Source organism: Geobacter sp. AOG2, from assembly GCF_019972295.1.
In the GTDB taxonomy this organism is placed as follows: Bacteria; Desulfobacterota; Desulfuromonadia; order Geobacterales; family Pseudopelobacteraceae; genus Oryzomonas.
This window is the reverse complement of sequence record NZ_BLJA01000001.1, coordinates 2,826,834-2,851,894: the sequence shown is the minus strand read 5'-3', so window position 1 is coordinate 2,851,894 and position 25,061 is coordinate 2,826,834. Positions and strand designations below refer to the sequence as shown.

The 25,061-nt window shown below is 60.2% G+C and carries 21 protein-coding genes and 3 riboswitches; of the genes, 8 read left to right on the top strand and 13 right to left on the bottom strand.

The window, feature by feature from the left end; translation table 11 throughout:
• Nucleotides 1–13: 13 nt before the first annotated feature.
• The 4 genes from LDN12_RS13090 to mtnP all read right to left on the bottom strand — a co-directional run bounded on the left by LDN12_RS13090 (nt 14) and on the right by mtnP (nt 3,736).
• Nucleotides 14–898 carry a helix-turn-helix domain-containing protein gene (locus LDN12_RS13090; protein ID WP_223923107.1) on the bottom strand — a complete coding sequence of 295 codons (885 nt, stop codon included), beginning with the start codon at nt 896–898 and terminating at the stop codon, nt 14–16.
• Nucleotides 899–1,087: 189 nt separating this feature from the next.
• Nucleotides 1,088–1,816, bottom strand: coding sequence for a lipopolysaccharide assembly protein LapB (locus LDN12_RS13085; protein WP_223923106.1), 729 nt, complete (start codon nt 1,814–1,816; stop codon nt 1,088–1,090).
• A gap of 97 nt (nt 1,817–1,913) precedes the next feature.
• Nucleotides 1,914–2,837: a PfkB family carbohydrate kinase gene (locus LDN12_RS13080; protein WP_223923105.1), complete on the bottom strand. Its 924-nt coding sequence runs from the start codon at nt 2,835–2,837 to the stop codon at nt 1,914–1,916.
• Nucleotides 2,838–2,869: 32 nt separating this feature from the next.
• A complete protein-coding gene (gene mtnP / locus LDN12_RS13075) occupies nt 2,870–3,736 on the bottom strand; it encodes an S-methyl-5'-thioadenosine phosphorylase (RefSeq protein ID WP_223923104.1) in 867 nt (288 codons plus the stop codon).
• A 408-nt stretch (nt 3,737–4,144) separates the two neighbouring features.
• Here mtnP and LDN12_RS13070 point away from each other — a divergent pair, with 408 nt between their 5' ends.
• Nucleotides 4,145–5,494, top strand: a complete 1,350-nt coding sequence (locus tag LDN12_RS13070; RefSeq protein ID WP_223923103.1) for a DEAD/DEAH box helicase — start codon at nt 4,145–4,147, stop codon at nt 5,492–5,494.
• 209 nt (nt 5,495–5,703) lie between these two features.
• Here the strand turns inward: LDN12_RS13070 and rlmN are convergent, their stop codons facing one another.
• The 7 genes from rlmN to LDN12_RS13035 form a co-directional block, all read right to left on the bottom strand.
• Complete coding sequence (rlmN, locus tag LDN12_RS13065; protein WP_223923102.1) at nt 5,704–6,729, bottom strand: 23S rRNA (adenine(2503)-C(2))-methyltransferase RlmN; 1,026 nt, start codon at nt 6,727–6,729, stop codon at nt 5,704–5,706.
• A gap of 23 nt (nt 6,730–6,752) precedes the next feature.
• Nucleotides 6,753–7,694, bottom strand: a complete 942-nt coding sequence (locus LDN12_RS13060) for a transglycosylase domain-containing protein (protein ID WP_223923101.1) — start codon at nt 7,692–7,694, stop codon at nt 6,753–6,755.
• A gap of 38 nt (nt 7,695–7,732) precedes the next feature.
• Nucleotides 7,733–8,827: a DUF3108 domain-containing protein gene (locus LDN12_RS13055; protein WP_223923100.1), complete on the bottom strand. Its 1,095-nt coding sequence runs from the start codon at nt 8,825–8,827 to the stop codon at nt 7,733–7,735.
• A gap of 187 nt (nt 8,828–9,014) precedes the next feature.
• The gene (locus tag LDN12_RS13050; RefSeq protein ID WP_223923099.1) at nt 9,015–11,429 is read right to left on the bottom strand and encodes a hypothetical protein; all 2,415 of its coding nucleotides are present in this window, start codon (nt 11,427–11,429) and stop codon (nt 9,015–9,017) included.
• Nucleotides 11,430–11,458: 29 nt separating this feature from the next.
• Nucleotides 11,459–12,211: a cytochrome C gene (locus tag LDN12_RS13045; RefSeq protein ID WP_223923098.1), complete on the bottom strand. Its 753-nt coding sequence runs from the start codon at nt 12,209–12,211 to the stop codon at nt 11,459–11,461.
• A gap of 15 nt (nt 12,212–12,226) precedes the next feature.
• On the bottom strand, nt 12,227–13,441 hold the full coding sequence (locus LDN12_RS13040; protein WP_223923097.1) for a hypothetical protein: 1,215 nt from the start codon (nt 13,439–13,441) through the stop codon (nt 12,227–12,229).
• A 321-nt stretch (nt 13,442–13,762) separates the two neighbouring features.
• Entirely contained in the window at nt 13,763–14,653 is an 891-nt protein-coding gene (locus tag LDN12_RS13035) for a helix-turn-helix domain-containing protein (RefSeq protein WP_223923096.1), read from the bottom strand.
• A gap of 268 nt (nt 14,654–14,921) precedes the next feature.
• Here LDN12_RS13035 and LDN12_RS13030 point away from each other — a divergent pair, with 268 nt between their 5' ends.
• Nucleotides 14,922–15,236: a hypothetical protein gene (locus LDN12_RS13030; protein ID WP_223923095.1), complete on the top strand. Its 315-nt coding sequence runs from the start codon at nt 14,922–14,924 to the stop codon at nt 15,234–15,236.
• A 10-nt stretch (nt 15,237–15,246) separates the two neighbouring features.
• On the opposite strand, the gene LDN12_RS13025 is transcribed toward LDN12_RS13030, so the two are convergent.
• Nucleotides 15,247–15,849: a DUF4388 domain-containing protein gene (locus tag LDN12_RS13025; RefSeq protein ID WP_223923094.1), complete on the bottom strand. Its 603-nt coding sequence runs from the start codon at nt 15,847–15,849 to the stop codon at nt 15,247–15,249.
• 274 nt (nt 15,850–16,123) lie between these two features.
• A riboswitch (cyclic di-GMP riboswitch) is annotated at nt 16,124–16,202 on the top strand.
• A gap of 78 nt (nt 16,203–16,280) precedes the next feature.
• Between LDN12_RS13025 and LDN12_RS13020 the strand changes: the two genes are divergently transcribed.
• The 6 genes from LDN12_RS13020 to LDN12_RS12995 all read left to right on the top strand — a co-directional run bounded on the left by LDN12_RS13020 (nt 16,281) and on the right by LDN12_RS12995 (nt 22,275).
• On the top strand, nt 16,281–16,520 hold the full coding sequence (locus LDN12_RS13020) for a hypothetical protein (RefSeq protein WP_223923093.1): 240 nt from the start codon (nt 16,281–16,283) through the stop codon (nt 16,518–16,520).
• A gap of 70 nt (nt 16,521–16,590) precedes the next feature.
• Complete coding sequence (locus tag LDN12_RS13015) at nt 16,591–17,364, top strand: amidohydrolase (protein ID WP_223923092.1); 774 nt, start codon at nt 16,591–16,593, stop codon at nt 17,362–17,364.
• A 238-nt stretch (nt 17,365–17,602) separates the two neighbouring features.
• Nucleotides 17,603–18,508 carry a DUF6268 family outer membrane beta-barrel protein gene (locus LDN12_RS13010; protein WP_223923091.1) on the top strand — a complete coding sequence of 302 codons (906 nt, stop codon included), beginning with the start codon at nt 17,603–17,605 and terminating at the stop codon, nt 18,506–18,508.
• A 119-nt stretch (nt 18,509–18,627) separates the two neighbouring features.
• Nucleotides 18,628–18,706, top strand: a riboswitch (cyclic di-GMP riboswitch).
• A 127-nt stretch (nt 18,707–18,833) separates the two neighbouring features.
• The gene (locus tag LDN12_RS13005; RefSeq protein WP_223923090.1) at nt 18,834–19,235 is read left to right on the top strand and encodes a hypothetical protein; all 402 of its coding nucleotides are present in this window, start codon (nt 18,834–18,836) and stop codon (nt 19,233–19,235) included.
• A 463-nt stretch (nt 19,236–19,698) separates the two neighbouring features.
• A complete protein-coding gene (locus LDN12_RS13000) occupies nt 19,699–20,097 on the top strand; it encodes a hypothetical protein (protein WP_223923089.1) in 399 nt (132 codons plus the stop codon).
• A gap of 351 nt (nt 20,098–20,448) precedes the next feature.
• Nucleotides 20,449–20,528: riboswitch (cyclic di-GMP riboswitch) on the top strand.
• Nucleotides 20,529–20,655: 127 nt separating this feature from the next.
• On the top strand, nt 20,656–22,275 hold the full coding sequence (locus LDN12_RS12995; protein ID WP_223923088.1) for a methyl-accepting chemotaxis protein: 1,620 nt from the start codon (nt 20,656–20,658) through the stop codon (nt 22,273–22,275).
• A gap of 15 nt (nt 22,276–22,290) precedes the next feature.
• On the opposite strand, the gene LDN12_RS12990 is transcribed toward LDN12_RS12995, so the two are convergent.
• Entirely contained in the window at nt 22,291–25,023 is a 2,733-nt protein-coding gene (locus LDN12_RS12990; RefSeq protein ID WP_374045058.1) for a tetratricopeptide repeat protein, read from the bottom strand.
• Between the last annotated feature and the right edge of the window lie 38 nt (nt 25,024–25,061).

The following is a 25,061-nucleotide window of genomic DNA, read 5'->3' as shown; positions in this document are numbered from 1 at the left end:
ATCGGCCCGGACACTAGGGCCGGATGCCATTGGCGTCAAGCTCGATGGAAACAGGTTTCCCGACGGGCCCGAGCGCTTTGAGCGGTTTACCGTTTACCTCGACCTCAACCCCCCCGGCGTTGGACAACTCGAGGGCAATATTCTTTTCCGCCTTCCATTCGATGGCGTCGCCGGCCGTCAGGTCATAGGTTTGGGACAGCGCCCCATCGATGGTGACGTTGAGGGTCCCGTTCTGGCTCACCTTCATGCGCACAATGAAGCTTTTCGGCTGCTCGGCCGGCGACAGGGCACCCTTCTGGTCGACCGGCGGCGCATCTTGGGACTGCTCGACGGGGACCGGCTTTTTTTCCTTCTTTTGCGGGGGGGGCGGCGGGTGGGCGCTGGAGCGCACCGGCTGGATCGCCGGCACCGGTACGGTTGTCGGCACCGGCTGTAGCGGGGCGACCTGCGGGGCGATCTGCTCCCGCCTGGGGGGAGCGTCGGAGCGATTGATGATACTTGCCGTGATGACGATAAGCAGCAGCAGAAAAGCGGGCAGCGCGAATTTGCGTAACGATATTCGTTTCTTCGGAATTTCGGCGCCGCCCCGCGCGCCTTCCTTGTGCGCCGCGGCCGCGAGGCCGATGCCCTGCGCCTGCTGTTTGTCGTGCAACCGGAGCATGTCGTCGGGGTTAAGGCCGAGGTAACCGGCGTAGATCCGCAGAAAGCCTTTCAGATAGGCTTGGTTGGCAAATTCCTTGGTCCTGTCGTTTTCCAGGGCCAAAAGATAGTTCTTGCCCATTTTGGTCGCTTCGGCGGCTTCGTCGATAGAAATGCCGTGGTACTCGCGGCAGCGCCTGAGAACGGCCCCCAAGGAGGTGGAAGAGGAATCTTCGTTGTGCGGCACGGTTTCGGACAAACTGTCCTCGCTTACTTGGTTTCCATCCGGTTCCGGATGAAAACTATTTGTTTTCAATTCGGAAACGAGCAAATTTTCGCCATTGGCAGGAAATCAATGGGTTGCGCGGAGGCATACATCGGTACGCCGCACAAGCAAGCCCGAAGATTGACGCCGCCATGGCGGAAAAGGGCCGGTTCCGGATGAAAACTACTTGAGAAGCTCCAGATACCCTATTGATGCATGCCCCAATTCGGAGTCGGGGATGATGCGAAGCACCTCGTTAAAAGAACGTTTGGCGGCATCGAGACTATTTTGCTTGAGCTGGGCCAGCCCGAGATAATAATAGGCGGCGCCAAAGTCTTTGAATATCTCCAAAGCCTTACGATATTCGACAATGGCCTGTTCGGTCTTATCCATGGCGAACCAGACCCTGCCGAGGGAAAGCCGGGCCAACGGGTTGCGCGGGTTGGCGACGATCACGGCCCGGAGTTCCTCAAGCGCCTTGGAGTAATCTCCCTTGCCGAGATAGGCCAGCCCCAGGTTGATGGCCGCATTCTCGCTGTCCTGGTAAAAGATGTCGTTCTTGACGATCTTGAACTGCTGGATGGCGTTATCCCACCGTTTGAGTTCGAGATAGACCACCCCCAGGTCATTCCGCGCCGACGAATAGTCCGGCTTCAGCAGAATGGCCTTCTGGAGCTTCTGTTCCGCCAGGTCAAAACGCTTCTTCCCCAGATAGGCCAGACCCAGATTATAGAGCAGTTCCGGGTTCTCGGAGTCCATTTTTTCCGCTTCGGTCAGCTCTATCAGGGCGCTGGTATAATTGCGCTCCCCCAGGTAGGAAAGTCCCATCTGGTAATGGTAGGACTCCTGGTTGCTCTTTACCCCCTGCGTGGCGCAGCCGGTCACAGCCAGTGTCACGAGAAGGCAAACCATGTAATATCCACAGGATTTCATGGGCATCCGATCAAGCAGTAGTGAACTCCTCGGCAAAACTAGCAAAACAATACAAAATTGTCAATAAATCAAATGGTTACGATTTAAGGTCTCTAATATCCCGAAAACTCGTCAGCGCTTTGAAACTCCGGTAACGAGCCTCGATCTCCCGGTATTCCAAGCGTTTCATGCGGTCGAGGCTGAAATCCTCCACATTGAAGGAGGCCATCACCGAACCGAAGACGATCGCCTGGCGGATCCCCTCCTCGGACAGGTCGCCGGTATTGGCCAGGTACCCCATGAAACCTCCGGCAAAGGTGTCTCCGGCGCCGGTCGGATCAAAAACCTCTTCCAGGGGGTAGGCGGGCGCGGCAAAGACCGAATCCGCCGTGAACATCAGCACACCGTACTCCCCGCGCTTGACCACCAACCGTTTGCACCCCAGAGCGATGATTTCGCGGGCCGCCTTGACCAGGTTCGATTGATTGGTGAACTGACGCGCCTCGCCTTCGTTGATCACCACGATATCAACCTTCCGGAGCACCTGCTTCAATGCCTCGGGCTTGGACGTAATCCAGAAATTCATGGTGTCGCACGCCACCAGCTTCGGCCTGCGCACCTGGTCCAGCACCTCCATTTGCAGGTCGGGATCGATGTTCGCCAGGAAGAGATAGTCGGCGTCACGGTAGGATTCGGGCAGGTCGGGACGGAACTCCGTCAGCACATTGAGCTGCGTGTCCAGGGTCTGGGCCTCGTTTAAGTCGTAGCCGTACTTTCCGGTCCAGTGAAAGGTCTTGCCGGGGAGCCGCTGAAGACCATCGGTATTGATATCGCGGGATTTAAGAAAGCTTATGTGCTCCGCGGGGAAATCCTCTCCCACGACCGCCACCAGCGAGACATCGGTAAAGAAGCTGGCCGAGGTGGAAAAATAGGTGGCCGAACCGCCCAGGACATTCTCACCCTTGCCAAAAGGGGTTTCCACCGTATCAAAGGCCACGGTGCCGACGACAACGATTCCCATAGAAATAATCTCTCCTTGCGACAAATTAAGAACTACAAATATTTACCGATGAGCAGATCGAGCTTTTGTTTCGTTTCAGCCGGGATTACCGACCTGTCGCTGATAATGGCGTACTGCATGGCGCTGCCGCAGGGGCAGCTTTGCTCCCTGCCATGGATGACGGCCACGGCGTGGCGGATGATGTCCTTGGCCATGGCGACGTTCTGCTTTATGATCTGGACCACCGCCTCCACCGATACGTCGTCGTGGGCGGTGTGCCAGCAGTCATAATCGGTGGAAAGGGCGATGATGCCGTAACAGATCTCGGCCTCGCGCGCCAGCTTGGCTTCGGTCAGGTTGGTCATGCCGATGACTGCCGCCTCGCGCTCGCGGTACATGAACGATTCGGCACGGGTGGAAAAGGCCGGCCCCTCCATGCAGATGTAGGTGCCGCCTTTGTGGGCGACCGCTCCGGCCTTGAGGGCCGCGGCATAGAGGACCTCCGACAGGTCATGGCAGACCGGGTCGGCAAAACCGACATGGGCCACGACCCCTTCGCCGAAAAAAGTGTCCTTGCGGATGCCCTTGGTCCGGTCGATAAACTGGTCAGGTATCACGATATGGCCGGGGGCAATGATTTCCTTGAGGCTCCCCACGGCCGACACGGAGATGATCCGTTCCACGCCGAGTTTCTTCATGCCATAGATGTTGGCGCGATAATTGACTTCGGACGGCAGCAAACGGTGGCCACGCCCGTGGCGGGGGAGGAACGCCATCCGCACGCCGTTCAGCACACCGGTGACGTACTCGTCCGAAGGGTCGCCGAAAGGCGTCTCCACCTGCACCCGTCGCACGTCATCCAGACCTTCCATCTCATAGAGCCCGCTCCCGCCGATAACTCCGATTGCCGCATCCTTCATGGTCCCTGCTCCTTCTTTATACGTGCCTGTAAAACGCCGTAAACTGTAAGGGTTTTAGGCATAAACTTCAACCGTTATTTTCCACTGAATGCCCCCTCCTGCGCGGCTTTCCGCAGAAACATCCCCTGCCGGGGGAAATTAGTGCTTGCCTTTCTGCCCGAAGGCCTTTATGCTGCTGGTTAGACTTCTACCCGAAACGGCGGCATGGTGTCCGCCGTTTTTATTTTGATCATCGCATTCTGCCCCTCCTGCATTCAATTTCCCATTGAACAACGCAGACCCTTTGGCAGGCGAAGATTATGTCTGCCGCACGGTACTGCCGTCCTGTCCATGGATCATTCCGGTTGATTCTGCGGCCCGCGCGCGCCTGTCCTCACACCGACAACACCAAAGAAAAGGAATAGACTCATGACGTTTGACGAACTTGGCCTCAATGCGGCCATCCTCAAAGCGGTGGCCGACTGCGGCTACACGACCCCCACACCTGTCCAGGAACAATCCATACCGTTGGCCATGGCCGGCCACGACCTGATCGCCACGGCCCAAACCGGCACCGGCAAAACAGCGGCATTCGTATTGCCTGCCCTGCAACGCCTGGCCACGCCCTCCACCGTACCCGGCAAAGGCCCCCGCATCCTGGTCCTCACCCCGACCCGCGAATTGGCAGGCCAAGTCATGGAGGCGGCGCGCGCCTACGGACGCGCTTTTCGCCCCCGCTGCGGCACACTGCTGGGCGGCATGCCCTATCGTGAGCAGTTGCGCCTGCTCTCGGCTCCGGTGGACATTATCGTCGCCACGCCGGGCCGCCTGCTGGACCACCTGGAGCGCGGCAGCGTCCGCCTGGACCGCCTGGAGATGCTGATCCTGGACGAGGCGGACCGCATGCTGGACATGGGTTTCAGCGAAGACATGGAGAAGATCGTCGCCCGCGCCCCTTCCAACCGCCAGACCATGATGTTCACCGCCACCATGGACGCCACCGTCAGCAGGCTGGCGGAACGCATGCTGCGCAATCCGCAACGGGTGGAACTGGCTGTACGCACCACCTCCCACGCCCTGATCGAGCAGCGCCTTCACGTCGCCGACAACCTGAATCACAAGAAGGAACTCCTCAACCACCTGGTCAGCGACAACGCGTTGACCAGGGCCATCATCTTTTCGGCCACCAAACGCGATGCCGACGAGTTGGCGCGCGAACTTAGCCGCAACGGCCACCAGGCGGCGGCCCTTCACGGCGATATGAACCAGATTGCCCGCAACAAGACCATCGAGCGCATGCGCCGCGGCGGTATCCGCCTGTTGGTGGCGACCGATGTTGCCGCACGCGGCCTGGACGTCACCGGAGTCAGCCATGTCATCAACTTCGACCTGCCGCGCTTTGCCGAGGATTATGTCCACCGCATCGGCCGCACCGGCAGGGCCGGGGCTTCGGGTATCGCCATCTCCTTTGTTTCCCGTTCGGAAGTAAGCTACCTGGAGAAGATCGAACGCTTCATCGGCAAGAGGCTGCCCGAACAGAATATTGACGGGCTGGCCCCTCTCGCCGTCCTGCGCCGGAGTGCCGGAGGGTCGAAAAGGCCGGCAGGGCCGGGAGCAAACCGTTACGCTAAACCGGGCGTCAAGTCCGGCGCCGCGCAGGGGCAGGGGAAACCGTGGGATAATGCCGGGAAGTCCTCTTCCGCCAGACCGCGCCGTGCACCGGGCCACCAGCCGGTAGTGGAATACCGCAGCAGGCGGGCACCATCCGAACCTCGTTAGGAGGTTGTTGAAAAACAGCCAGATCGCCGCCGTCCTCGAAAGCCACTTCGTGCGGCGTAGCGCTGCTACGCCTCCTCGTGGTTTTCTGCGGGTGCGACGATCTGGCTATTTTTGAACAACCTGAGGCTTTCAACTGTCTGCTGGACCCCAGAACAAAAAAACCTCGGCAGCCTTACCAGGCTCCGAGGTTTTTTTGTTTCTTCATCCGATCATTTTTTCAGCCGCCCCTTGAGCTGGCCGCAGGCCGCCGAGATGTCCCCGCCGCGGCTGTCCCGGGTGATGACCGTCACATGGCGGTCGATCAGGTATTTGTGGAAGGCATCCACGGCAGCTCGGGTCGGGGCCTTGAGATCGCACCCTTCATGTTCGTTGAAGGGAATCAGGTTCACCTTGTTGGGGATGTCGCTGGTCAGGCGCAGCAGGCGCTTGGCATCCTCCAGCGTGTCGTTCAACCCTCCCAGCATGACATATTCGAAGGTGACCTTGCGCCGGCCCGGCAGGGGGAACTCCTTGCAGGCCTTGAGCAGATCCCGGAGCGGATACCTCCGGTTGACCGGCATGATCCGGTCGCGCAATTCGTCGGTGGTGGCGTTCAGCGAGACCGCCAGGTTGACGGTCGGCACCTCGCGGCCGAGCCGCTCCATCTCCGGCACCAATCCGCAGGTCGAGACCGTCACCCGCCGGTTGGAGAATTGCAGGCCATTGCCGTCGATCATGATCTGGATGGCCGGGATGACGTTGTCCAGGTTGTGCAGCGGTTCGCCCATGCCCATCATGACGATGTTGCGGATCTCGAACTCGCGCCTGACCGCCATGATCTGGTTGACGATCTCGGCGGTCGTCAGGTTGCGGGTCAGCTTGAAGGTTCCGGTCAGGCAGAACTCGCAGCCCATGGCACAGCCGGCCTGGGACGAGATGCACAAGGTGTTGCGCCCCTCGTCCGGGATCAACACCGCTTCGACGGCATTGCCGTCCGAAAGCGCGAAGAGATACTTGCGCGTCCCGTCGCTTCCCTCCTCCACCGCTTCCGGTTCGAGGTCGCTGATAAAGGCGGTCTCGGCCAACTCCGCCCGCAGATCCTTGGAGATATTGCTCATCTCCTCGAACGAACGCGCATTCTGCTGGTAGATCCACTTGAAGATCTGGGTGGCGCGGAAACGCTCCTTGCCCTTGCCCTGGAGAAATTGCTCCAGAGCCGGCAGCGTCAGATTTTTAAGGTCGGTCTTTTCCGTCATCTATCGTATCCACAAACCCGTGATCATTTCTTTTCCTGCCCGCTTTCTTCCGGTGCTACCGGTGGCGGGCCGTCGGCCGGCGGCTCCGCGGAAGGGTTCTTTTCCGTCTCCGGCGCCAGCTCCTGCGGCACGGCCGGCGTGGGTTCGACAGACTCATTCCGGGCCGACGACGGGGCGGTGAACACCGGCGGCGTGGCGATGCTCTTATCGACCTTGCGCTGCATACCGGCGATATTGGGCTGCTGGGCCACCGCCGCCTGGTATTCGCCCTCGCTCAAGACCCCCTTCTTGCGTAAGAGTCTCAGGATCATGTCCGAACGACGCAACACCTTGCCCAGATTCTTGTAGGGATTATAGGCAAGACGCGGGCCGGGCAGCATGGCGGCGAGGAAGGCGCACTCCCTGGGGGTCAGGGCCGACGCCGGTTTTCCGAAGTAGTAATGAGCGCCGTTGCCGATGCCGTAGACCATGGGCCCCAGCTCGACCACGTTCAGATAAAGTTCGATGATGCGCCCCTTGCTCAACTCCTGCTCCATGCGCCAGGCCAGGTAGATCTCCTTGAGCTTGCGGGTAACGGTCTTCTCCCGGGAGAGGAACAGGTTCTTTGCCGTCTGCTGGGTGATGGTGGAGGCGCCGCGCTTGAGGCTTTTCTTTTCCAGGTCGTACTTGATGGCGTTCTTGATGGCCTTGACGTCGAAACCCTCGTGTTGATAAAAGTTGCTGTCCTCAGCCAGGATCACGGCCCATTTCATCTCGGGCGGGATGCGGCCGGAAGGGGTCCAATAGCGGTTTTTCGGCCCAACGACGAAAGGATGGTATTCCCCCTGCCAATCCTTCACCTGGATGGTCATGGTGAATTTCCGGTCGGCCAGATCGGAAACCGGCGGCGCCAGGCTCAGGGAGATGACGATGTAGGCGAGGTAGCAGGCGATTACCAGCAGGGTGCCATAGATGAGCTTTTTCATAAGTGGATATTATTACCAGAATACGGCGGCGGCGGGAACTATTTTTCCTTGGCCCCTTCCTCCAGAGGCGTGGTTTCTGACGACACAAGCTCGACAGCCACCTTTCCGAACGGTGTGGTCGTTTCCATCTTTACCGGCACCTTGTTTTTATCGTTGGTCAGCCAGATCAACATATCCCCTGTTCTCCTGAAAATCCCTTTCTGTTTGACATGACGCAACAGCAGGCTATCCACCTTCGTTAGATTTCGCAGCCGGACTTCCTCCCGGCGTATAACTTCAACCGGCACGGACGCATAGGCGTCGCCATCGTAAATATTCAGTATTTCCGTCGTGCCGATCTGTAACGGCCGGTTCCTGAGGTAATAGAACGAGGAGAGGGTATCAAGCACGTCGCTGTTGGGTATGGTCTCATCCGAGTAGCGCTTCCGAATGCGGTCGATCCAGAACACGCGCTTATCCCTCAGGAATATGGTGAAACCGATATCACTTTTGAAAGATCCTTCCTGCTGCCTGATCGTGGCAATGATGAAGTTGCCGGCAATGTGTCTGGCTTCCATAAGATCATCGACAGGATATACGCCCGACAGGGCGGTGTTTGTCCTGGTTCTCAGGATTATCCTTACCTCGCCTTTTTCGTTCTTTGCTTCCAACTCCACGTTCCCCACCGGGACGCCCAGCAAGGTGATCAAGTAAGTGAGTTTTTCATCTTTTGAGGACATGAACTCGCCGGCGGTTCTCAATGGAGGGGGTATTGGCGGCGTCACCGCATTGTGCTGCCGGAGGACCGGTTGCGTTGTCGGTGACGGTTCACCGGCACGGGTACCGCCATCGGTCGTTTCTTTGCCGATTGCAGCAGGCTCAACAGCCTGCGGCTTGATCGGGCTTTTTTCCGGTGCGGCCGGAGGCGTGCCGACCTCCTCCCCCTGTACCTGGGCGCGATTCCCGTTATCAGGCTGCTCTTCCGCGACCTTGTCCGAATGGTTGGTCTTCAGGTCGCTGGAAACGGCTACCGGCGCGGTGGCGGCAGATGGTTGTGCAACGTCTACCATTACGGCCTGGAGAAGGTTAACCGGCGCGGCAAAATTGTAGTTCCCGAACCTGCCCATGGAATACAATACCAACAGGTGTGCCAAAATGGATAACCCTGTATAGGCAGTCAATGTTCGGATTTTATCAGATGGTGTTTTCATTCGTCCCGAAATCCCGAATAAATAAACATGACTTGCGCTTGTTTTAAAAAAAGCCGGCGCAAGGCCGGCTTAAATGGTTGACATATGGAAGGGGGAGGGGCCAGGACGGCCCCTCCCCTACAGCAGAGGCCTAGTACTTCAGAGGCCGTGTTACCAGGGTGCTGCCGGAAGTCGCTTCGCGAACAGTCGGCTCGTAGGTGGTCGGGTTACCGGTAGTGCCGCCGCCATAGGTGGTGCGGAAGTACGCGGTGGCGCCCGACTGGGTTACGGTGCCAGCGGGGTTGTAGTTCGACTGTGCAGCCGAGCTGGTGCCGTGGTGGCTACAGGTGCTGTAACCGGGGTTGGTGTCGGTATCGCTGTTGGTGTAGCAGCCACCGATCGGTTTTCCGGATGCGCCGGGGAAGCCTGCCGAGCCGGAGCCGAAAGCAGGTCCATTATCCGCAATCGGATTGTTAACCGTCAGCAGGGTCGGATCGGAAACATCCTTGCCATCCCAGCCGCCCGGAGGTGCATAGCGGTAGTTGCCCATACCAGGCATGAAGCGGTAGGTGGTCTGCAGACGGCCAAGACCGTCGGTATAGGTGTAGTTGCCGCCGTGGATGCCGCCAAAAGCGCTGCGCAGGCCGCTGTTGTGGCAGTTGATGCAGGCGATGCCGGTGATGTTACCGGAGTTGGCGTTGCTGCCGGCAACAAACGGCTCGGTGGAACCGCTACTGGGTGATGCGGCAGTTGCACCTGCCGCGGGCAAGTAGTCATAGACCCCCACCTTGTCAGGTTCCCAAGAGGCAACCAGACGGGTAGCGCCGATGGCATTGGCCGAGTCGGCCTGGCACTGGCCGTGCATTGCGGATACGGCGTGGGCTACGTAGTAACCGGTGAGCTGACCCATAACTACGGTCGGATGGAGAGCATTCCAACCGGCTTTCCAGGTAGGTACCCTAGTTGCCGGCTTGTTGACGGTGACCGTAACACCGGCGCCGCTCACACAAGCTGTCTTGCTGGCATTGGTGTAACCACCGAAGTCGGCGCAGTTAAGGTACGTGCCCGTTACAGCAACTGAATCCGTAATCTTGCCTTCTGCCACCAATTCATTCCACAGAGTCTGGGTGGCTGCTTCTTCCCCGGCTTTGTGGCAGTTGAAGCAGACATAGGTCAGGTTGTTGTGGATCTCGTCGGTGCCGAGGCTGTTACGCAGCAGGTACTCGTTCACCGAACCGTGGGCGCCGATGGCGACGGAGGTGGTGGTGCCGTCAGCGTTGGTGGAGGAACCGACTTTCCACTGGCCGACGGTGTGGCAGTCGCCGCAATGGAGGATGGAGTTATCGCCGACATTCTGGGTAGCGCCCAGCGGGATGTAGGTGGCAACGAACTTGCCGCCTTCGTACAGGGTTGCTTCGCCGCCCTCTTCGGGGCCGGCCGGGTCATAGGTCAGGCCTGTACCGAACGGGCTCGTCACACCGCTGACCGTGTGGCCTTCGGCGATCTGGCTGGCATCGGGAACAGGGTTGCCGGTACGGGCTGCCCAAGCTGCGGCATTGGCAGCGGTGGAGAAGCGGTAGGTGTAACGCTGGCCGGATACGGCGTGGTGCGAAGCGTTGGTGGTGGTGAATGCGGTTTTTACATCAACAACGCCGGCGCGGGCAACCTGGTCGTAGCCGTTGGTCAGGGTGTCGCCGAACGGGTTCATGGCGGTTCCGGTGAAGCCGGCAACGCCAGAGAAAGTATTGGGTATTGCGGCGGCGCCGTTACTGTCATGGCAGGAGAAACAGAAGTTGTCCATCTCAGAGTGGTTCGTGCCGTCCCAAGCATGATCAAGGTTGTTATCTGCGTCACGCAGGTGGACTTTGGCGTCTGCCATGTGCCTCGTCGCGTCTACAACAACCTTACCAGACACAACTTTGCCTTCCAGATGGCAAACTGCACACTGAGCATTCGTAGGTGTGGCACCGGTGATGTGGTGAGATCTCTTGTTGAATTCAGGTATGATGGCGCGGACGCCGTTGTTGTCGTTGATTCGCTCCGCTCCATGCTGCGGTGCGGCGACGTCATGGCAACCAACGCAGTTATCACGTTTGTCAGTAGGTAGCGTGGTGGTCACCTGAATGGCGTGGACACTGCCGCTACCGCTAGCGGTGTGGCAATGGGAACAGTTGTTGCCGACAAAGTCAGCTTTGGCCATCACAAAAAGCGGGGCGAGGTCGGCATCGGTATGGCACACTGTGCACCTGTCACTGGCCAGCGGGTTTGGAAATGGAATCGGGCCGACACCGTTGTGCTGGGCTCCACCGCCATGACATCCCTGGCATCCTTGCGCGCCCGCAAAATTGGCCGGGTTATGCACCGAGTTTGCATATTCCTGGACAAGTGAGGCGCCCGATACGGAATCAGTTGTGGTTGAGTGGCAGACAATGCACGTACTTTCGCTGACCAATGCCGCCCCACCGAAATCAGTCGTCCCCTCTTTGCTGGACGAACCGCACCCGTTCAACAGTGCGGCACAAGATAACGCGCTTAACAGCATCATGCTTAACTTCTTGATCTGCATAGTTTTCCCCCTTCTTGTTTAGTGATGGCTCAGTTAATTTCAGGATCTCCGGCACTGTGGCACTGCAAACAGACCTTCTTGCTGCTTCTGTCCTTGTAGTTGCCGGCCTTGAAGCCCCTCGGGTGGGGATTGGCACCGCTTCTAATCATATTGCCTGTAAGCGGGTCCGTCCTCGTCGACGAGCTGTGGCACTTTTTGCAGGTCGAGCCGTCTTCATGGCAGGTCTGGCAGGCCTGCAGATTCCGCCGCGCCTCGCGGCCATGCTCAAATCCCCAGCGCTGTTCTCCCACCGTATCCGAGACTTGGGTCCGGTGCGACACGAAACCCAGTGACTTCAGGCCGCTCTGGGGCAGTTTGCTGTGGCAGGCCGTGCAGTATTTCTGGTCGTGGCAGCGGTAGCATTGCTGCTGGTTGTCCTGGGCCTTGATCGGGTGGATCTGCAGCCAGCCGCTGCGGTGGCTTTTCGGCTTGTAGTCCCGGCCCGCGTTGCTCTGGGAGAGGTCTTCGCCCGAGCCGCCGCCCTGGTGGCAGTCCAGGCACCAGGCCTGGGCATGGCACTGGTTGCAGTTGTTGTTCGCCCGGCTCGCCAGGACCCGGTGCCCGCGCACGAAGTCGGCGTCGTGGTTGGGGGCAACCCCTTCGCCTTTATGGCATTCGTTGCAGTCCTTGATCGCCATCGTGGCGTATTCCGCGTGGGACATCTTCTTGTCGGCGTACGACCGTTGCTGCAGGCAGACCAGGCCGAAGCCGAGAAGTGCTAGGATAAATACAATTCGCTTCACGTAGGTCCCTCCTTTCTAAAAGTCGTAGTTGAAGACGACCCGCCCCTGCCAGTCGTTTTCGTACTGGGCATTGACGTTGTCTTCAGCCCGGACGGACGCGGACATGTTCCTGGCAAGTTTGTACTTGGCGCCAAACCAGTATTTGCGCGCGGTCTCATCTCCGGTGCTCCGGTCGAACGCATAGACGTCGTACTGGAGGCCGGCGGCCAGGTCCAGCGGCTTGACCGGGGTGTAGGTAACCTCGGCGCTGCCGCCGTTCAGGTTGCCGCCGTAGCCGTTGTTGTGGTCGTAGTTCAGGTCCAGCCGGAGGTTTTCGATGGGACGGATGCGGCACCCGACCTCGACGACATCGGAGGCGTCGCTGCCTTCGCCGTAGAATTGCCGGGTATAGCCGGCATTGACCGACAGCATGTCGTTGATGGTGTAGTCGGCCCGGACCAGGGCTTCCTGGTAACGATCAACGGCAAAGATCGAATAAATCGATGTGGAGTCGAAGGTCGGGTAGCTCTGGTACCATTCCGCGGTCAGGACGAGGTTGGCCGTGGGGAAGTACTTGGCCCCCACCAGCAGTTCGGTGAAGGTTTCGCTGGGCAGGTCGAAGCGGGTGTCGACGTATCCCTTGAACGAGTTCCAGTATTGCTTGGCGGAGAAGCCGAGCTGGTCGCGGGCGACACCGTCGTTGTCCAGCTTGAGGAAATAGCTCAGTTCGGCGTCGGTGTTCTTGTAGCCGTTCAGGTAGACGGCTGCGCCGAAGGCGAAATCCCGGTCGCGGGTGGCCTCGCCGTTCAGGTCGAAGAAGACGTTGCGCCCCCCCATCACCGAGAAGCCGATGGGACCGACATTCTTCAGGTCGATCTTGCCGCCGTCGATCAGGGCCGAGCCGGCCGCATAGTTGACGAACTGGCGGCCGAGCCGGATGTCGACCTTGTCGAACAGGTTGCTGTAGTCGCCGTACAGGTAGTAGAGCCGGCCATTGAGGCCCTCACCGTTGTTGATATCCTGGGTGACGCGGCCGTAGCCCTGGAAGGACAGCTTGCCCTCTTTGTCGATCTTGGTCACCGACAGGTTGAGGTACTCGCCGAATTCATGCTGCTTGTTGCCGGTGAAGACGTCGTTGAACCAGGCAAACTGGGTGGAACTTCTGCCGTGGATCTCCGCCGACCAGGCGGCTGTCGATGCCAGGACAACCGTTATGCAGGCCAGCAGGCAGAAAAATCTTTTACATGTCATCAGAAACCTCCTTTCATGTAATTGTTCTCCGCGGGGAGAACATAACAATGCAAAACCCTCTCTCCTCCTTTCCGGTTATTTCTTGCCGCACCGGCTCCTGACGCATGAATGCACCAATGGTCCCCGGTCCAAAGAGACGCCCGGAGGCCCGGAAATTGGCCGCCCGTCGGTCTGTGCGCACGAAAGAGGGCCGGCGTGCGTGCGCGAGCCTGGCGGCGTGCCGGTTTCGGTATACGAAAAATTGAATTGGTACTTTATTACGGAGTGAGAGGCGGGGTCTTTTCAGTTATTGCGGAGTTTTGTCAAAAAATTGCGATATTTTCACACAATTGCCTTGCGGTATTTGCCCGGGGTGACGCCGACGATTTTATGAAACACCAGGGTAAAGTGGCTCTGGCTTTGAAAACCCAGTTCAAGGGCAATATCGGCAATGGGCAGGTCGGTGGTGGTCAGCAGCCTTTCGGCTTGTTCGACCTTCAGCTTCAGGACGAACCGATGGGGGGACACATGCGTTGCATTTTTGAATTGACGGGAGAAGTGGAACGGCGTGAGGCAGGCCACATCGGCAATTTCGTCCAACGACAGGTTTTTATGCAAGTGCGCCTTGATGTATTCCGTGACGCGCCTCAAACGGTTGGCATCGAGGCAGCCTTGCTCCGTTTTGCTGGAGCCTGAGGCGTTGGTTATGTCGAAGATGCGGCTTAAAAGAGCCAATGCCAGCGTCTGGCCGTGCAGGCGGCCGTAGGGCGAGCCCGCGGCAAAATCCGCCCGAAGGGCCATGGCAAGATAACATACCGAATTATCCATAAGCCCGTAATGGGCGTTTTGTTGCAACCGGTTGCCGGTAATGCGGTATTCCGTCGTCTTCTCGATGAATTTCTGGTTGAACGTCACCAGGATGATTTTATGTTCATCCCCAGCCCGAACTTTTTCCGTCACCCCTTGGGGGCAGAGGTTGAACATCCCCTGTTTCATTACCTGGCGGTGAAATGAGCCTTTGCTCCAATAGTGGATTTCCGATGCGGGGTCCAGGTGGATGGGGATGTACCAATCGGGGTACATCTCTTCGGTTTCATGCGGTTTTATATTGAGAGCCGCGACATTGAATCCGTCCGACTCCCGGCAAAAACTGGCAATGCCCGGGGCGACATCCATAAACGGCATGTCGTCGCGAGCCCCTGGAATGTTGTAAATGGCAGCGTCAGCCAACACACGTACCCCCTCAATTCTGCGTTACTTTTCCGTCCCGGCGATTTTACACAAAAATGTGCACGAGGGCCAGCACCGAATTTTCAGCGTACTCCTCACGCCCCACGCCCGTAGTCTTCATTCCCTGCAGATTGAAATATGAAATAAATGTGCGCGGGTTTGTGCAATTGCGGAAAGCTGCTATAATTGCGTCACAAAATCGGATGGTTTCATCGCAGCGCCTCCCCGAAGCCGAACTTTGGGCGGGGAGGGGACAAGCGGGAAGGAACGTATGGCGGCGGCGGAAGAAGGTTACGGCATAGGCTTTTTTGTTGAAGGGAAGTATCACGTCCTCTGTCATGACGGAAAAATGTACCGGTTCCACATCCTGACCCCGGACAGCGCCGAGGACCCGGTGAGGCTGACGTACTACCAGGCCCGGTCATTCGTCGAAACCCATCCGGTATGCACCAACATCAGCCTTCACCAGGTGCGGATCATGCCGTACCGGGAGATCGAGAACATCCTTCAGGGCAGGCAGGCGGAAAGTTCGGTGCAATCCCTCGCCAAAAGCGGCGAGGAGGAGGAAGAGGAACCGCTGCACTGACACCGCCTCCTCACGTCACCTGGAACCTGCGGGGCTCCACCAAGAGCGGCAGCGAACCGTCCAGCCCCGCGATGCCGAGGATGTTGTCCATGGTGCCGTCGCGGCGCTTCTCGTCGAAGATCCGCAAGGATTCCAGCAGCGCGGCCCGGGCGTTCAGGGAGACCTCCTGGTGGTCCGTCAGGTTGTAAAACCAGCTTCCCAGGTTCAGGACGTTGCATTCCTCGAATTCGTAATGCCCAAAATCCCATGAAAGGATCTCCACCAGGGTCATCTCGATCAGCATCTTCAGGCCCTCGCACGCCGCTTCCTTTGCGACCATGCTGTTTTCCAGCAGCGTCAGCACCAACGGCTTGCGGTTCGGGGGGTCCTGCTCCTGTATGGCCAGGGCCCAGGCAAGCTCCGCTTTGGTGATGGCGCCGATATGCACGAGGATCTGCCCGATCCTGACCATGCCGTTCAGGTAGTTTGCGCTGACGATATCCCCTTTCGAGAACACCAGGTTGCATTCTCCCTTGAAACAGCCGATGCGGATCGTCCCGGACTTGCGGGTTTCGTGCACGAACTGGATGATATCGCTGATGGGAAATTGGCTGAGATCACCAATGAGAGACATGGTTCCTGCCCTTTGCGTCGTAAGGCTTCAAGTTTCCGTAGTATAACGGTTAGTCCGGTTTGATGTACAATGAAAAATAACCTCCGGCGGTGGTTGCCGCGACCGCCGGCAGGACGGCAAAAAACCCCCGCGGGGCCTGTCCCCTCCTCACGTGAACGTACCTGCGGAACGTCCTATCTCTTTGTATATAAAGAAAAAATAATTTAGTGCGGGATTGAATAACTACGGGATAATGCTATAGTTATGTAACAAATTATATAGTTCAGCCGTGACGCCTCGATAAAGCCGAACCCTTCGCGAGGAGGGGGCGGAAAGCTACGGATCTTCACCTTGAAGATGGCCGGGTTGCCGGAGGAGTGCTCTTCCGAGGACCCGGCCTTTTTGCGCGCGTGACAAACCGGCCGGCACGGCCGAGAGGAGATGCAGCACCCATGGCCATACCCGTTCAGAATGTTTCCGGAAAAGAGCCGGACCTGAATCAATGCGCAACCGAGCACGTGGTGGAGGACTTCTCCCGGTGTCTGTCCAACAACACCGCCTGCCGCTATGCCGTTCCCGCCGGCACCAGCAGCAGCTACTGCATCCACCCCAATCACCGCAGCCTTCAGGGCATGCTGGTTCCGGGCGGCCCCGGGGACCGGCGGGCCTACGGATGGCATGTGCCGCGCTGAGCGCCGCTTTTTCAGCCCGGAATGCCGCAATGGAGCCGCCGGCCGTCAGATACCACCTCAGGGGGACCCCATGGCATCCCGGGATTTCAAACTCTTCGACGCACATCTGCATATCATCGACAACCGTTTCCCCCTGGTCCCCAATAACGGCTATCTGCCGGAGCCGTTCACCTGCGACGATTACCTGGGCCGCATGAAGCGGTACGCCCTGGCGGGGGGTGCCGTGGTCTCCGGCTCCTTCCAGGCCTTCGACCAGACCTACCTGGTCCACGCCCTCAGGCAGCTCGGCCCCGCATTCGTGGGGGTGACCCAGGTGCCGGCCACCGCAAGCGACGCCGAATTGCTGGAGCTGGACCGGGCCGGGGTACGCGCCGTCCGCTTCAACCTCAAGCGCGGCGGTTCGGAGGAGATCGGTCATCTGGACGCCATGGCGCGGCGGGTCCACGAACTGGCGGGCTGGCACGTGGAATTGTACGCCGATTCCCGTGAGTTGCCTGCGCTCTTCGCCACCCTGGCGGCCCTGCCCGCCGTGAGCATCGACCATCTGGGGCTTACCGGGGACGGCTTCGGCACGCTGCTGGCCCTGGTGGAGCGCGGCGTCCATGTGAAGGCCACCGGCTTCGGCCGGGTGGATTTCGACGTGCGCACCGCCCTGCAAGCCCTGTATGCCGCCAATCCCGAGGCGTTGATGTTCGGCACCGACCTCCCCTCCACCCGCGCGCCCCGCCCCTACCGGGACGACGATTTCGCCCTGGTGGTCGGAGCCCTGGGGGAGGAAGGCGCACGGCGGGTCCTGTGCGAGAATGCCGTGAGGTTTTATCGGCCAGGGAAGGGCGGGGAATGATTGTTGTGGGACTTTAGGGGTATGGGACTTATGGGAATTAATAGGACTAATGGGAATTGATAGGACTAATAGGAATTAATAGGACTAATAGGAATTAATAGGACTAATAGGAATTAATAGGACTAATAGGAATTATAAGTCACATAAGTCCTATAAGTCCCATAAGTCCCATAAGTCCCATAAGTCCCATAAGTCCCATACCCCCCATACCTCTTATCCCCAGTCCAAAGGAGATCGAATGAATTTGAGGTTTTCGTTGTCCATCGTCTGCTGCATGGCCACACTTGCTGTCTCATCCTGGGCCTTGGCCCAGGAGAGCAATGAAACGACAAAGCCGGACAAAAAGGTCGTCTATCCCCAACGGGAGCAGCCGCTCTCGGAGGTTACCGCCGACACCACCTGGCTCGCCGGCAGCCATATCCGCACTACGGGCGGAGACCTCACCATGGGCGAGGCGAAGGTGGGTTTTTCCCGCCGGTTCGTCATCGACCCGAAGATTGACCTGTCCGCGGGCCTGAAGTATTCGCTCCGGGAGATCGACGCCCCGGACAGCGCCCGTCTCCCCGAGTCGCTGCATACCCTGTCGCTGGACCTGGGAGCGGTGTACCATGTGGACAAGCGCCTCACCCTGGGGGTCCGGGTGTCGCCGGGGGTCGGCAGCGATTTCAAGGGCTTCTCGGCGGGGGATGTGCGGGTGCCGGTGGCGGTCCACGCCAATTTTCAGGCGTCCCGAAGCCTGTCCCTCATCGGTGGGGTCGCCTACACCGGGATGAATCATTCCTACCCGGTCATGCCGGTGCTGGGCCTGTTGTATATCCCATCGGAACAGTGGGTCTTTGCCCTGGGCTTTCCCCGCACCGGCGTCGTCTACAAGCCGGACCGGAAAACCGACCTCTACGTGGGGGCCGAGTTCGCCGGCGGCGAATATCAACTGCACGACCCCCCGGTGGGGGCCAATGTCGTGAGCTACCGGGATTACCGGGCGGTGGCCGGGGTCGACCTCCGGGTCCTCCCCTTTGCCAAGATGGGGATCGCGGGGGGCTACGCCTTTGCCCGGAAGTTCGTCTTCTACGACGGCAACCGCAACGACATCAATCTGGACGGCGCGCCCTTCGGCCGCGTGGCCCTCACCTTCACCTGGTGACCGGGAAGTCTGGAACATTCGCCAGGATTAAATGAAAATAATGTCTAAAATTATTGACTAGTTATGAATAAATGATAGGATGCTACTTTAGTTGTATTGCATATTCCGATAAAGACACGTTCCGATAAAGCCAAACCCTTCGCGAGGAGGGGGCGGAAAGCCGCGGATCTTCGTACCGAAGATGGCCGGGTTGCCGAAGGAAAATACTTCTTTTGCGCTTCCCGGCCTTTTTGCGTCCCGATTCCGGGGCGGGCCGGAGGGAGCGCGCATGTCCGCACCGCGGGGTTCCGTGGACGGCGGACCGGACCCGCGAGGAGAAACACGCATGGCAAAGGGATTTGAAACCAACAAGGTACGTATGGAGACGATCGGCATCTTCGGCAAGTCGGTCGGCAAGCGGGCAGGGTTTACCTGCGAGTGGTGCGGGAGCAAGGATGACCTGCGCCTGTGGGATTACAAGCCGGATATGAGCCCCAATATGGATACCCTGGCGCTGTTATGCACGCGGTGCCGGGACCTGGCCCACGGCAGGCGGGCCGCCCCGGAGGAGTTGCACTCCATCCGCAAGGCGCTCTGGAACAACACCCCCTCGGTAGCGGAAGGCGCCGCCCGGGTGCTCGCCCGGTGCCGGGAAGCCTGGGCGCGGACCGCCATCGAAGACAGCTATATCGACGACAACGTCAAGTCCGAATTGCTCAGGCAGGGGAATCCGGCCGGGCGGAGATAGGAAGAGCCTAAGGGGCTTCGGGTTTATAGGACTTATAGGACTTTAAGTCTCATAAGTCCCATAAGTCCCATAGGTCCCATAAGTCCCATAAGTCCCATAAGTCCCATAAGTCCCATAACACTTCCCTCCCCTTTGCACCAATGGGTCAAAACGATACAAAAGAGGCGCCCGGTAGTCTTCCGGGTGCCTCTTTTCGTATAAATTACCGGCAGTTCCGTGAATAGCTGTTTTATGTTAAAAAAATTAACATTTTGCAAATAGTGTTAAAATTTTTAACATATTGATATTATTATTGAAATTAATGTCAGCTTGGCGTTATACTCAAACTCAATAGCGCCGGTCCCCAAGAGGAGACAACCCGGCGTCTCTTGACGAGGATATCGCCGGCACGGTCCCGTGACCGGCTTTGGTTTACCCGCTTATCCCCGAAAGTCCCTCCGGTTGGAGGCTCATGGGAGGAACTATGGTCGGAAAATTCGTTATTGCCCTGATGTTGGGGGGCTTGTGCGTATCGGCGGGGGGGTGTGTGCACCGCGCCGGCGGCGTTTCCCGGCAGGCCGCAGATCCCGCCGCCCTTGCTGGGGCAGCAGCCGGCAAACCCACCGGCATGTGCGGCACGCTCCTGATGGAGGATCGCGCCACGCCGCTGCCGGGGGTGCATATCGTGCTCAGAAAGAGCGGGCAGGCGCCCATCGTCGGGGAGACGTACACGGACCTCATCGGCAATTTCACCCTGACCGGGGCGTTATCCGGCGAGACCTACCTGGTGGAGGTCGATTCTCCGGAGCACGCCGGGAGCATGACGATCACGGCCGCGCCGGACCAGGACAACTGGCACGAGATCATCGCCCACAAGCGGTGACCGGCCCGGCTCCGGGGGGATCGGGTTGTCCTTCCCGGGTGCGCCGGGTTCCCGAACAGATGCGCCAAAGGCGTCCGGACATGTTCCGGGCACTTTTTTGTCGATGATCCTCTCGTTATTTAGCATGATCAATTTGACGAAGTCATTTACCGAAATGAGAAAATGATTATCGAAATGAGAGGTAGTGAAACGGTTTGGTAGAGCAAACCATAACGGTTACAGGCTGTTAGGATGTGCCGTCCGTTGGTATGTTCCTTGCCATTGTTATAGTGCCGGGGAGGTGCGTCCCGGGACCAGCCGGCGCCGCCCGGCACCGGCGCGCATCGTTGTACGGTTCATGAAAAATCAGACTCATCGAAGAGGCAAAACCAGGGTAACCTGGCGACGCAAAGCTACCTGTCCAACCTGCCGTGGATAGAGGGGCCGCCGAAATGACACAAGTCTCCCGATTGTGACAAGGCCCGCCTTTGCGTAAAGGCAGGGCCTTTTTTGTGCCCTTGTTTTTCGTGGTTGCCGTTGGCGTCACTATCGTTTCGACATCACACAGGAGGCCTGGAAATGAAGGATTTGAAGATCGGCACCAAAATGCTACTCGGGTTCGGGATCGTATCGGCCATCATGATCTGCACCGTAACCGCAGGGATCCTGCTGCTCAACAGGATCGGGCGGCAGTTCGACGAGGCCCAGGCCTTCAACACGATCAGCGGTTACTCCCAGCGGGTTCAGACCTCCATCTTCGATATCAACGACCTGGTGAAACAGGTGGCCATGAACAGCGACGAGTCGGAGAAAAAGGCGGTCCTGGCCAAGATCGCGGAGCGGCGCAAGATCTACGTGGACAATCTGGAAATGGTGTCCAAGACGGCGGTGTCGCCTGAGGCGAAACAGTTGTTCGAGGAGTACAAGAAGACCACGGCCGCCGGCCGGGAGGTCAACAAGAAGTTGATCGCCTATGCCATGGATAACAAGATGCAGGAGTTTATCGACACCTACAAAAAGGAGTTCGAACCGATCGACGCCAACAGCCACGCCATGCTCAACAAGATGGCCGCATACAACGACGGCAGGGTGAAGGAATTGCTGCAAAGCGCCGATCAAAGCGAGAGGCAGGCCAAGCTCATGTTCGGCGTCTTCGGGCTCGCCGCGGTCCTGATCAGCGTCCTGATCGCCGTCACCCTGACCCGCGGCGTGACCCGGCCGATCGGGGAGTGCGTCGTGGTGGCCAACTGCCTGGCCGCCGGGGACCTGACCGTGGAGGTCCGGGTGGACGCCAAGGATGAAACCGGCCAATTGATGGCGGCCATGCGCAATGTGGTCCTGACCCTGCGCGACCTCATGGGCAATGCGAGCGCCACCTCCAGCCAACTGGCGTCCGCCGCGGTGCAACTGGAATCCACCTCGGAACAGATCGCCACCGGCGCCGAGGAGGTCGCTTCGCAGGCCGGGACCGTGGCCACCGCCAGCGAGGAGATGTCCCACACCAGCAGCGACATCGCCCGCAACTGCACCCTGGCCGCCGACGCCTCGCGCAAGACGGCGGAGGCTACCCACAGCGGCGCCGCGGTCGTGCAGGAGACCATCATCGGCATGAACATCATCGCGGAGCGGGTGCGCCACACCTCAAAAACGATAGAGACCCTCGGCGCGCGCTCCGAACAGATCGGGGATATTGTCGGCACCATCGAGGATATTGCCGACCAGACCAACCTTCTGGCCCTGAACGCGGCCATCGAGGCGGCCCGGGCCGGGGAGCAGGGCAGGGGCTTCGCCGTGGTCGCCGACGAGGTGCGCGCCCTGGCCGAGCGGACCACCAAGGCGACCAAGGAGATCGGGGAGATGATCCGGGCCATCCAGAACGAGACCCAGACCGCGGTGAAATCCATGGACGAAGGGGTGCGTGAGGTGGAAAAGGGGGCCTTGTCCTCCCAGAAGTCCGGGGAGGCCCTGGATGAGATCCTGGGGCAGATCAACGAGGTCACCATGCAGATCAACCAGATCGCCACGGCGTCGGAAGAGCAGACCGCCACCACCAACGAGGTGACCATGAACATCCAGCAGATCACGGCGGTGGTGGCCCAGACCGCGCGGGGGGCCGAGGAGACCGCCGGGGCCGCTGCCAGCCTCAACCACCTAGCCCAGGAGTTGCAGAGCCTGGTCAGGCGGTTCAAGCTGGCGTAGCAGGGGGCGTGCGGTTTACTGCGGCGGGTTCGGCGCGGCCTGGGCGGCGACGAACCGCAGCAGCGCGTTTTTCACCTGTTCCACCACAGGGTCCCAGGCGCCGGGCCCGGCCTGGCGGAACAGGCGCATCACACCCGGATACCAGGGCGAGTCCTCACGGTGGTCCATCCAGCGCCAGTCCGTACCGATAAAGGGCAGCATCACCCAGCACGGCGTGCCGAGCGCACCGGCCAGATGGGCAATGGCGGTATCCACGCAGATCACCAGGTCCAGGTTCGCGATGATGGCCGCCGTATCCGCGAAGTCCCGGATGTCCGCGCCGAGGGGGACGATCGGCTGTCCGGGCGGCGGCGCGGCGGCCTCTTCCTCACCCATCTCCTTTTGCAGGCTGACGAAGCCGACCCCGGCGACCGACCAGAGGGGTGCGAGGGCGGCGAGCCCCGGCAGCGACCGGTTGGCGTCGTTCTTGTGCCCGGCGGCGCCTTTCCACACCAGCCCCACCTTGCATCCCGCATCGGGAAGCCGTTTTTTCCAGTGCCCGGCCCGGTCGCCGTCCGCGGCGAGGTAAGGCAGGTCCGCTGGAATGGTGTCCAGCGTCGTCCGTTCGTGGAGTGGGATGCTGAGCAGACTCGTCCAGAAATCGTAGCCCGCGGGCCGTCCGGCCTCGGGCAGCGAGAGGATCTGATCGGCCGTTGGGACGGCATGGAGGAAGAGCGTTTTCAGGGGAGCCTTGCAGACCAGGGTGACGCGGGCGGCGCCGCGCGCCTTCAAGCGCGCCAGATACCGGATAAACTGGATCTCGTCGCCGAACCCCTGCTCCGGCCAGACGAGGATCGACTTGCCGCGCAGGTCCTCGCCCGACCAGGGGGGGCAGGGCAGGTCGGGCGCCGTGCACGGCGCTTGCCGCCAATCCTTGTCGTGGCGCGTTTCGTAGAGCGGCCACCCCTCGTCGAAGCGCCCCAGGAAGAGCAGCATCAGGCCCAGGTTCCAGCGCGCCTCCGTGTAACCGGGGTGCAGGGCGAAGGCCCGCCGGTAGCAGGCCTCGGCCTCGTCGAAGCATCTCAATTCCCTGAGCAGGACCCCCAGGTTGTAATGCGCCTCCGCGTACTCGGGGCGCAGGGCGATGGCCCGCCGGAAGCAGGCGCAGGCCTCGTCGAAGCGATCCCGTTCCTGGAGCGTCACCCCCAGATTGTAGTGTGCCTCCGCAAACTCCGGGCGCAGGGCGATGGCCCGCCGGTAGCAGGCTTCCGCGTCGTCCGGGCGCTTTTGTTCCTTAAACAGGTTGCCCAGGTTGTAATAGGCCTCCACATTGCCGGGGCTGACGGCCAGCGCCTGCCGGTAGCAGGCGAAGGCCTCGTCGAGGCGTCCCTGCCCCTGGAGCAGTATCCCCAGATTGTTGTGCGTCTCCGCATGGACGGGGCGGGCGGCCAGCGCCTGCCGGTAACACGCCTCGGCCTCGTCGGGGCGTCCCAATTCCTTGAGCAGGCCCCCCAGGTTGTAGTGCGCCTCCGCATAGTCGGGGCGGACGGCCAGCGCCCGCCGGTAACAGGCGCAGGCCTCGGCGGCGTCATGCAGTTCCGTGTGCAGGATGCCCAGGTTGTAATGCGCCTCCGCGCACCCGGGGTCGATGGCGAGCGCCCGGCGGTAGCACTCACCGGCCTCGCCGAAGCGCCCCTGCCCCTGGAGCAGCACCCCCAGGTTGTAGCAGGGGTCGAGGTACCCGGGACGGCAGGCCAGCGCTTGCCGGTAGCAGGCCTCGGCCTCGCCGGAGCGTTTCTGCCCCTGGAGGAGGACGCCCAGGTTGTGGTGCGCCTCGGCGTAATCCGGGCGGACGGCCGCCGCCTGCCGGTAGCACGCCTCGGCCTCGCCGAAGCGCTGCGCTTCCCGGAACAGGCCGCCAAGATGGTTGTATGCCTCGGCGTAGTCCGGGCGCAGGGCGATGGCCCGGCGGCAGCAGGCCTCAGCCTCGTCGAAGCGTTGCTGTCCCTGGAGGAGGACGCCCAGGTTGTAATACGCCTCGGCGTAATCCGGGCGGACGGCCAGCGCCTGCCGGTAGCACGCCTCGGCCTCGCCGAAGCGCTGCATCTCCTTGAACAGGTTGCCCAGGTTGTAGTGCGCCTCGGCATAGTCCGGGCGGAGGGCCAGCGCCTGCCGGTAGCAGGTCTCGGCCTCGTCGAAGCGCCCCCGCCCCTGGAGCAGGTTGGCCAGGTTGTTGTGCACCTCCGCGCGCTCCGGGCTGATTGCCAGCGCCCGCCGGTAGCAGGTCTCGGCCTCGTCGAAACGTTCCCGCCCCTGAAGCAGGCTCCCCAGGTTGTTGTATGCCTCCAGATAGTCGGGACGGATGGCGATGGCGCGCCGGTGGCGGGTTTCAGCCTCGTCCAGGCGCTTCTGTTCCTGGTACAGGACCCCCAGGTTGTTGTGCACCTCGGCATAGTCGGGCTTGAACTCCACCGCTTTCAGCCAGTAGCCTTCGGCGTCCTCCGCCTTACCCAGGCAGCGCGAGCATGCAGCCGCTATGTTCAGGGCCATGATATTCCGGGGTTGGCCGTCGAGCAGGCCCTGGACCATCGCCAGGGCGTCTCCGAACCTCCCGGAGGAGTACAGGTCGAGCGCGGTTTTCAGGGAGGTGGCGGGGGACGGGTCTCTCGGATGTGCGGTGTGTGGGGTTTTATGCAAAGGGCGCCGCTGTTTCCCGGGCAGGCGCCCCGTAGGCCGGATAGGCGCCCGCTTCCGTGTGGTGGTATCCATCTCGTGGAGCGGCGGTTATGGTACTACAGGTGATCGGG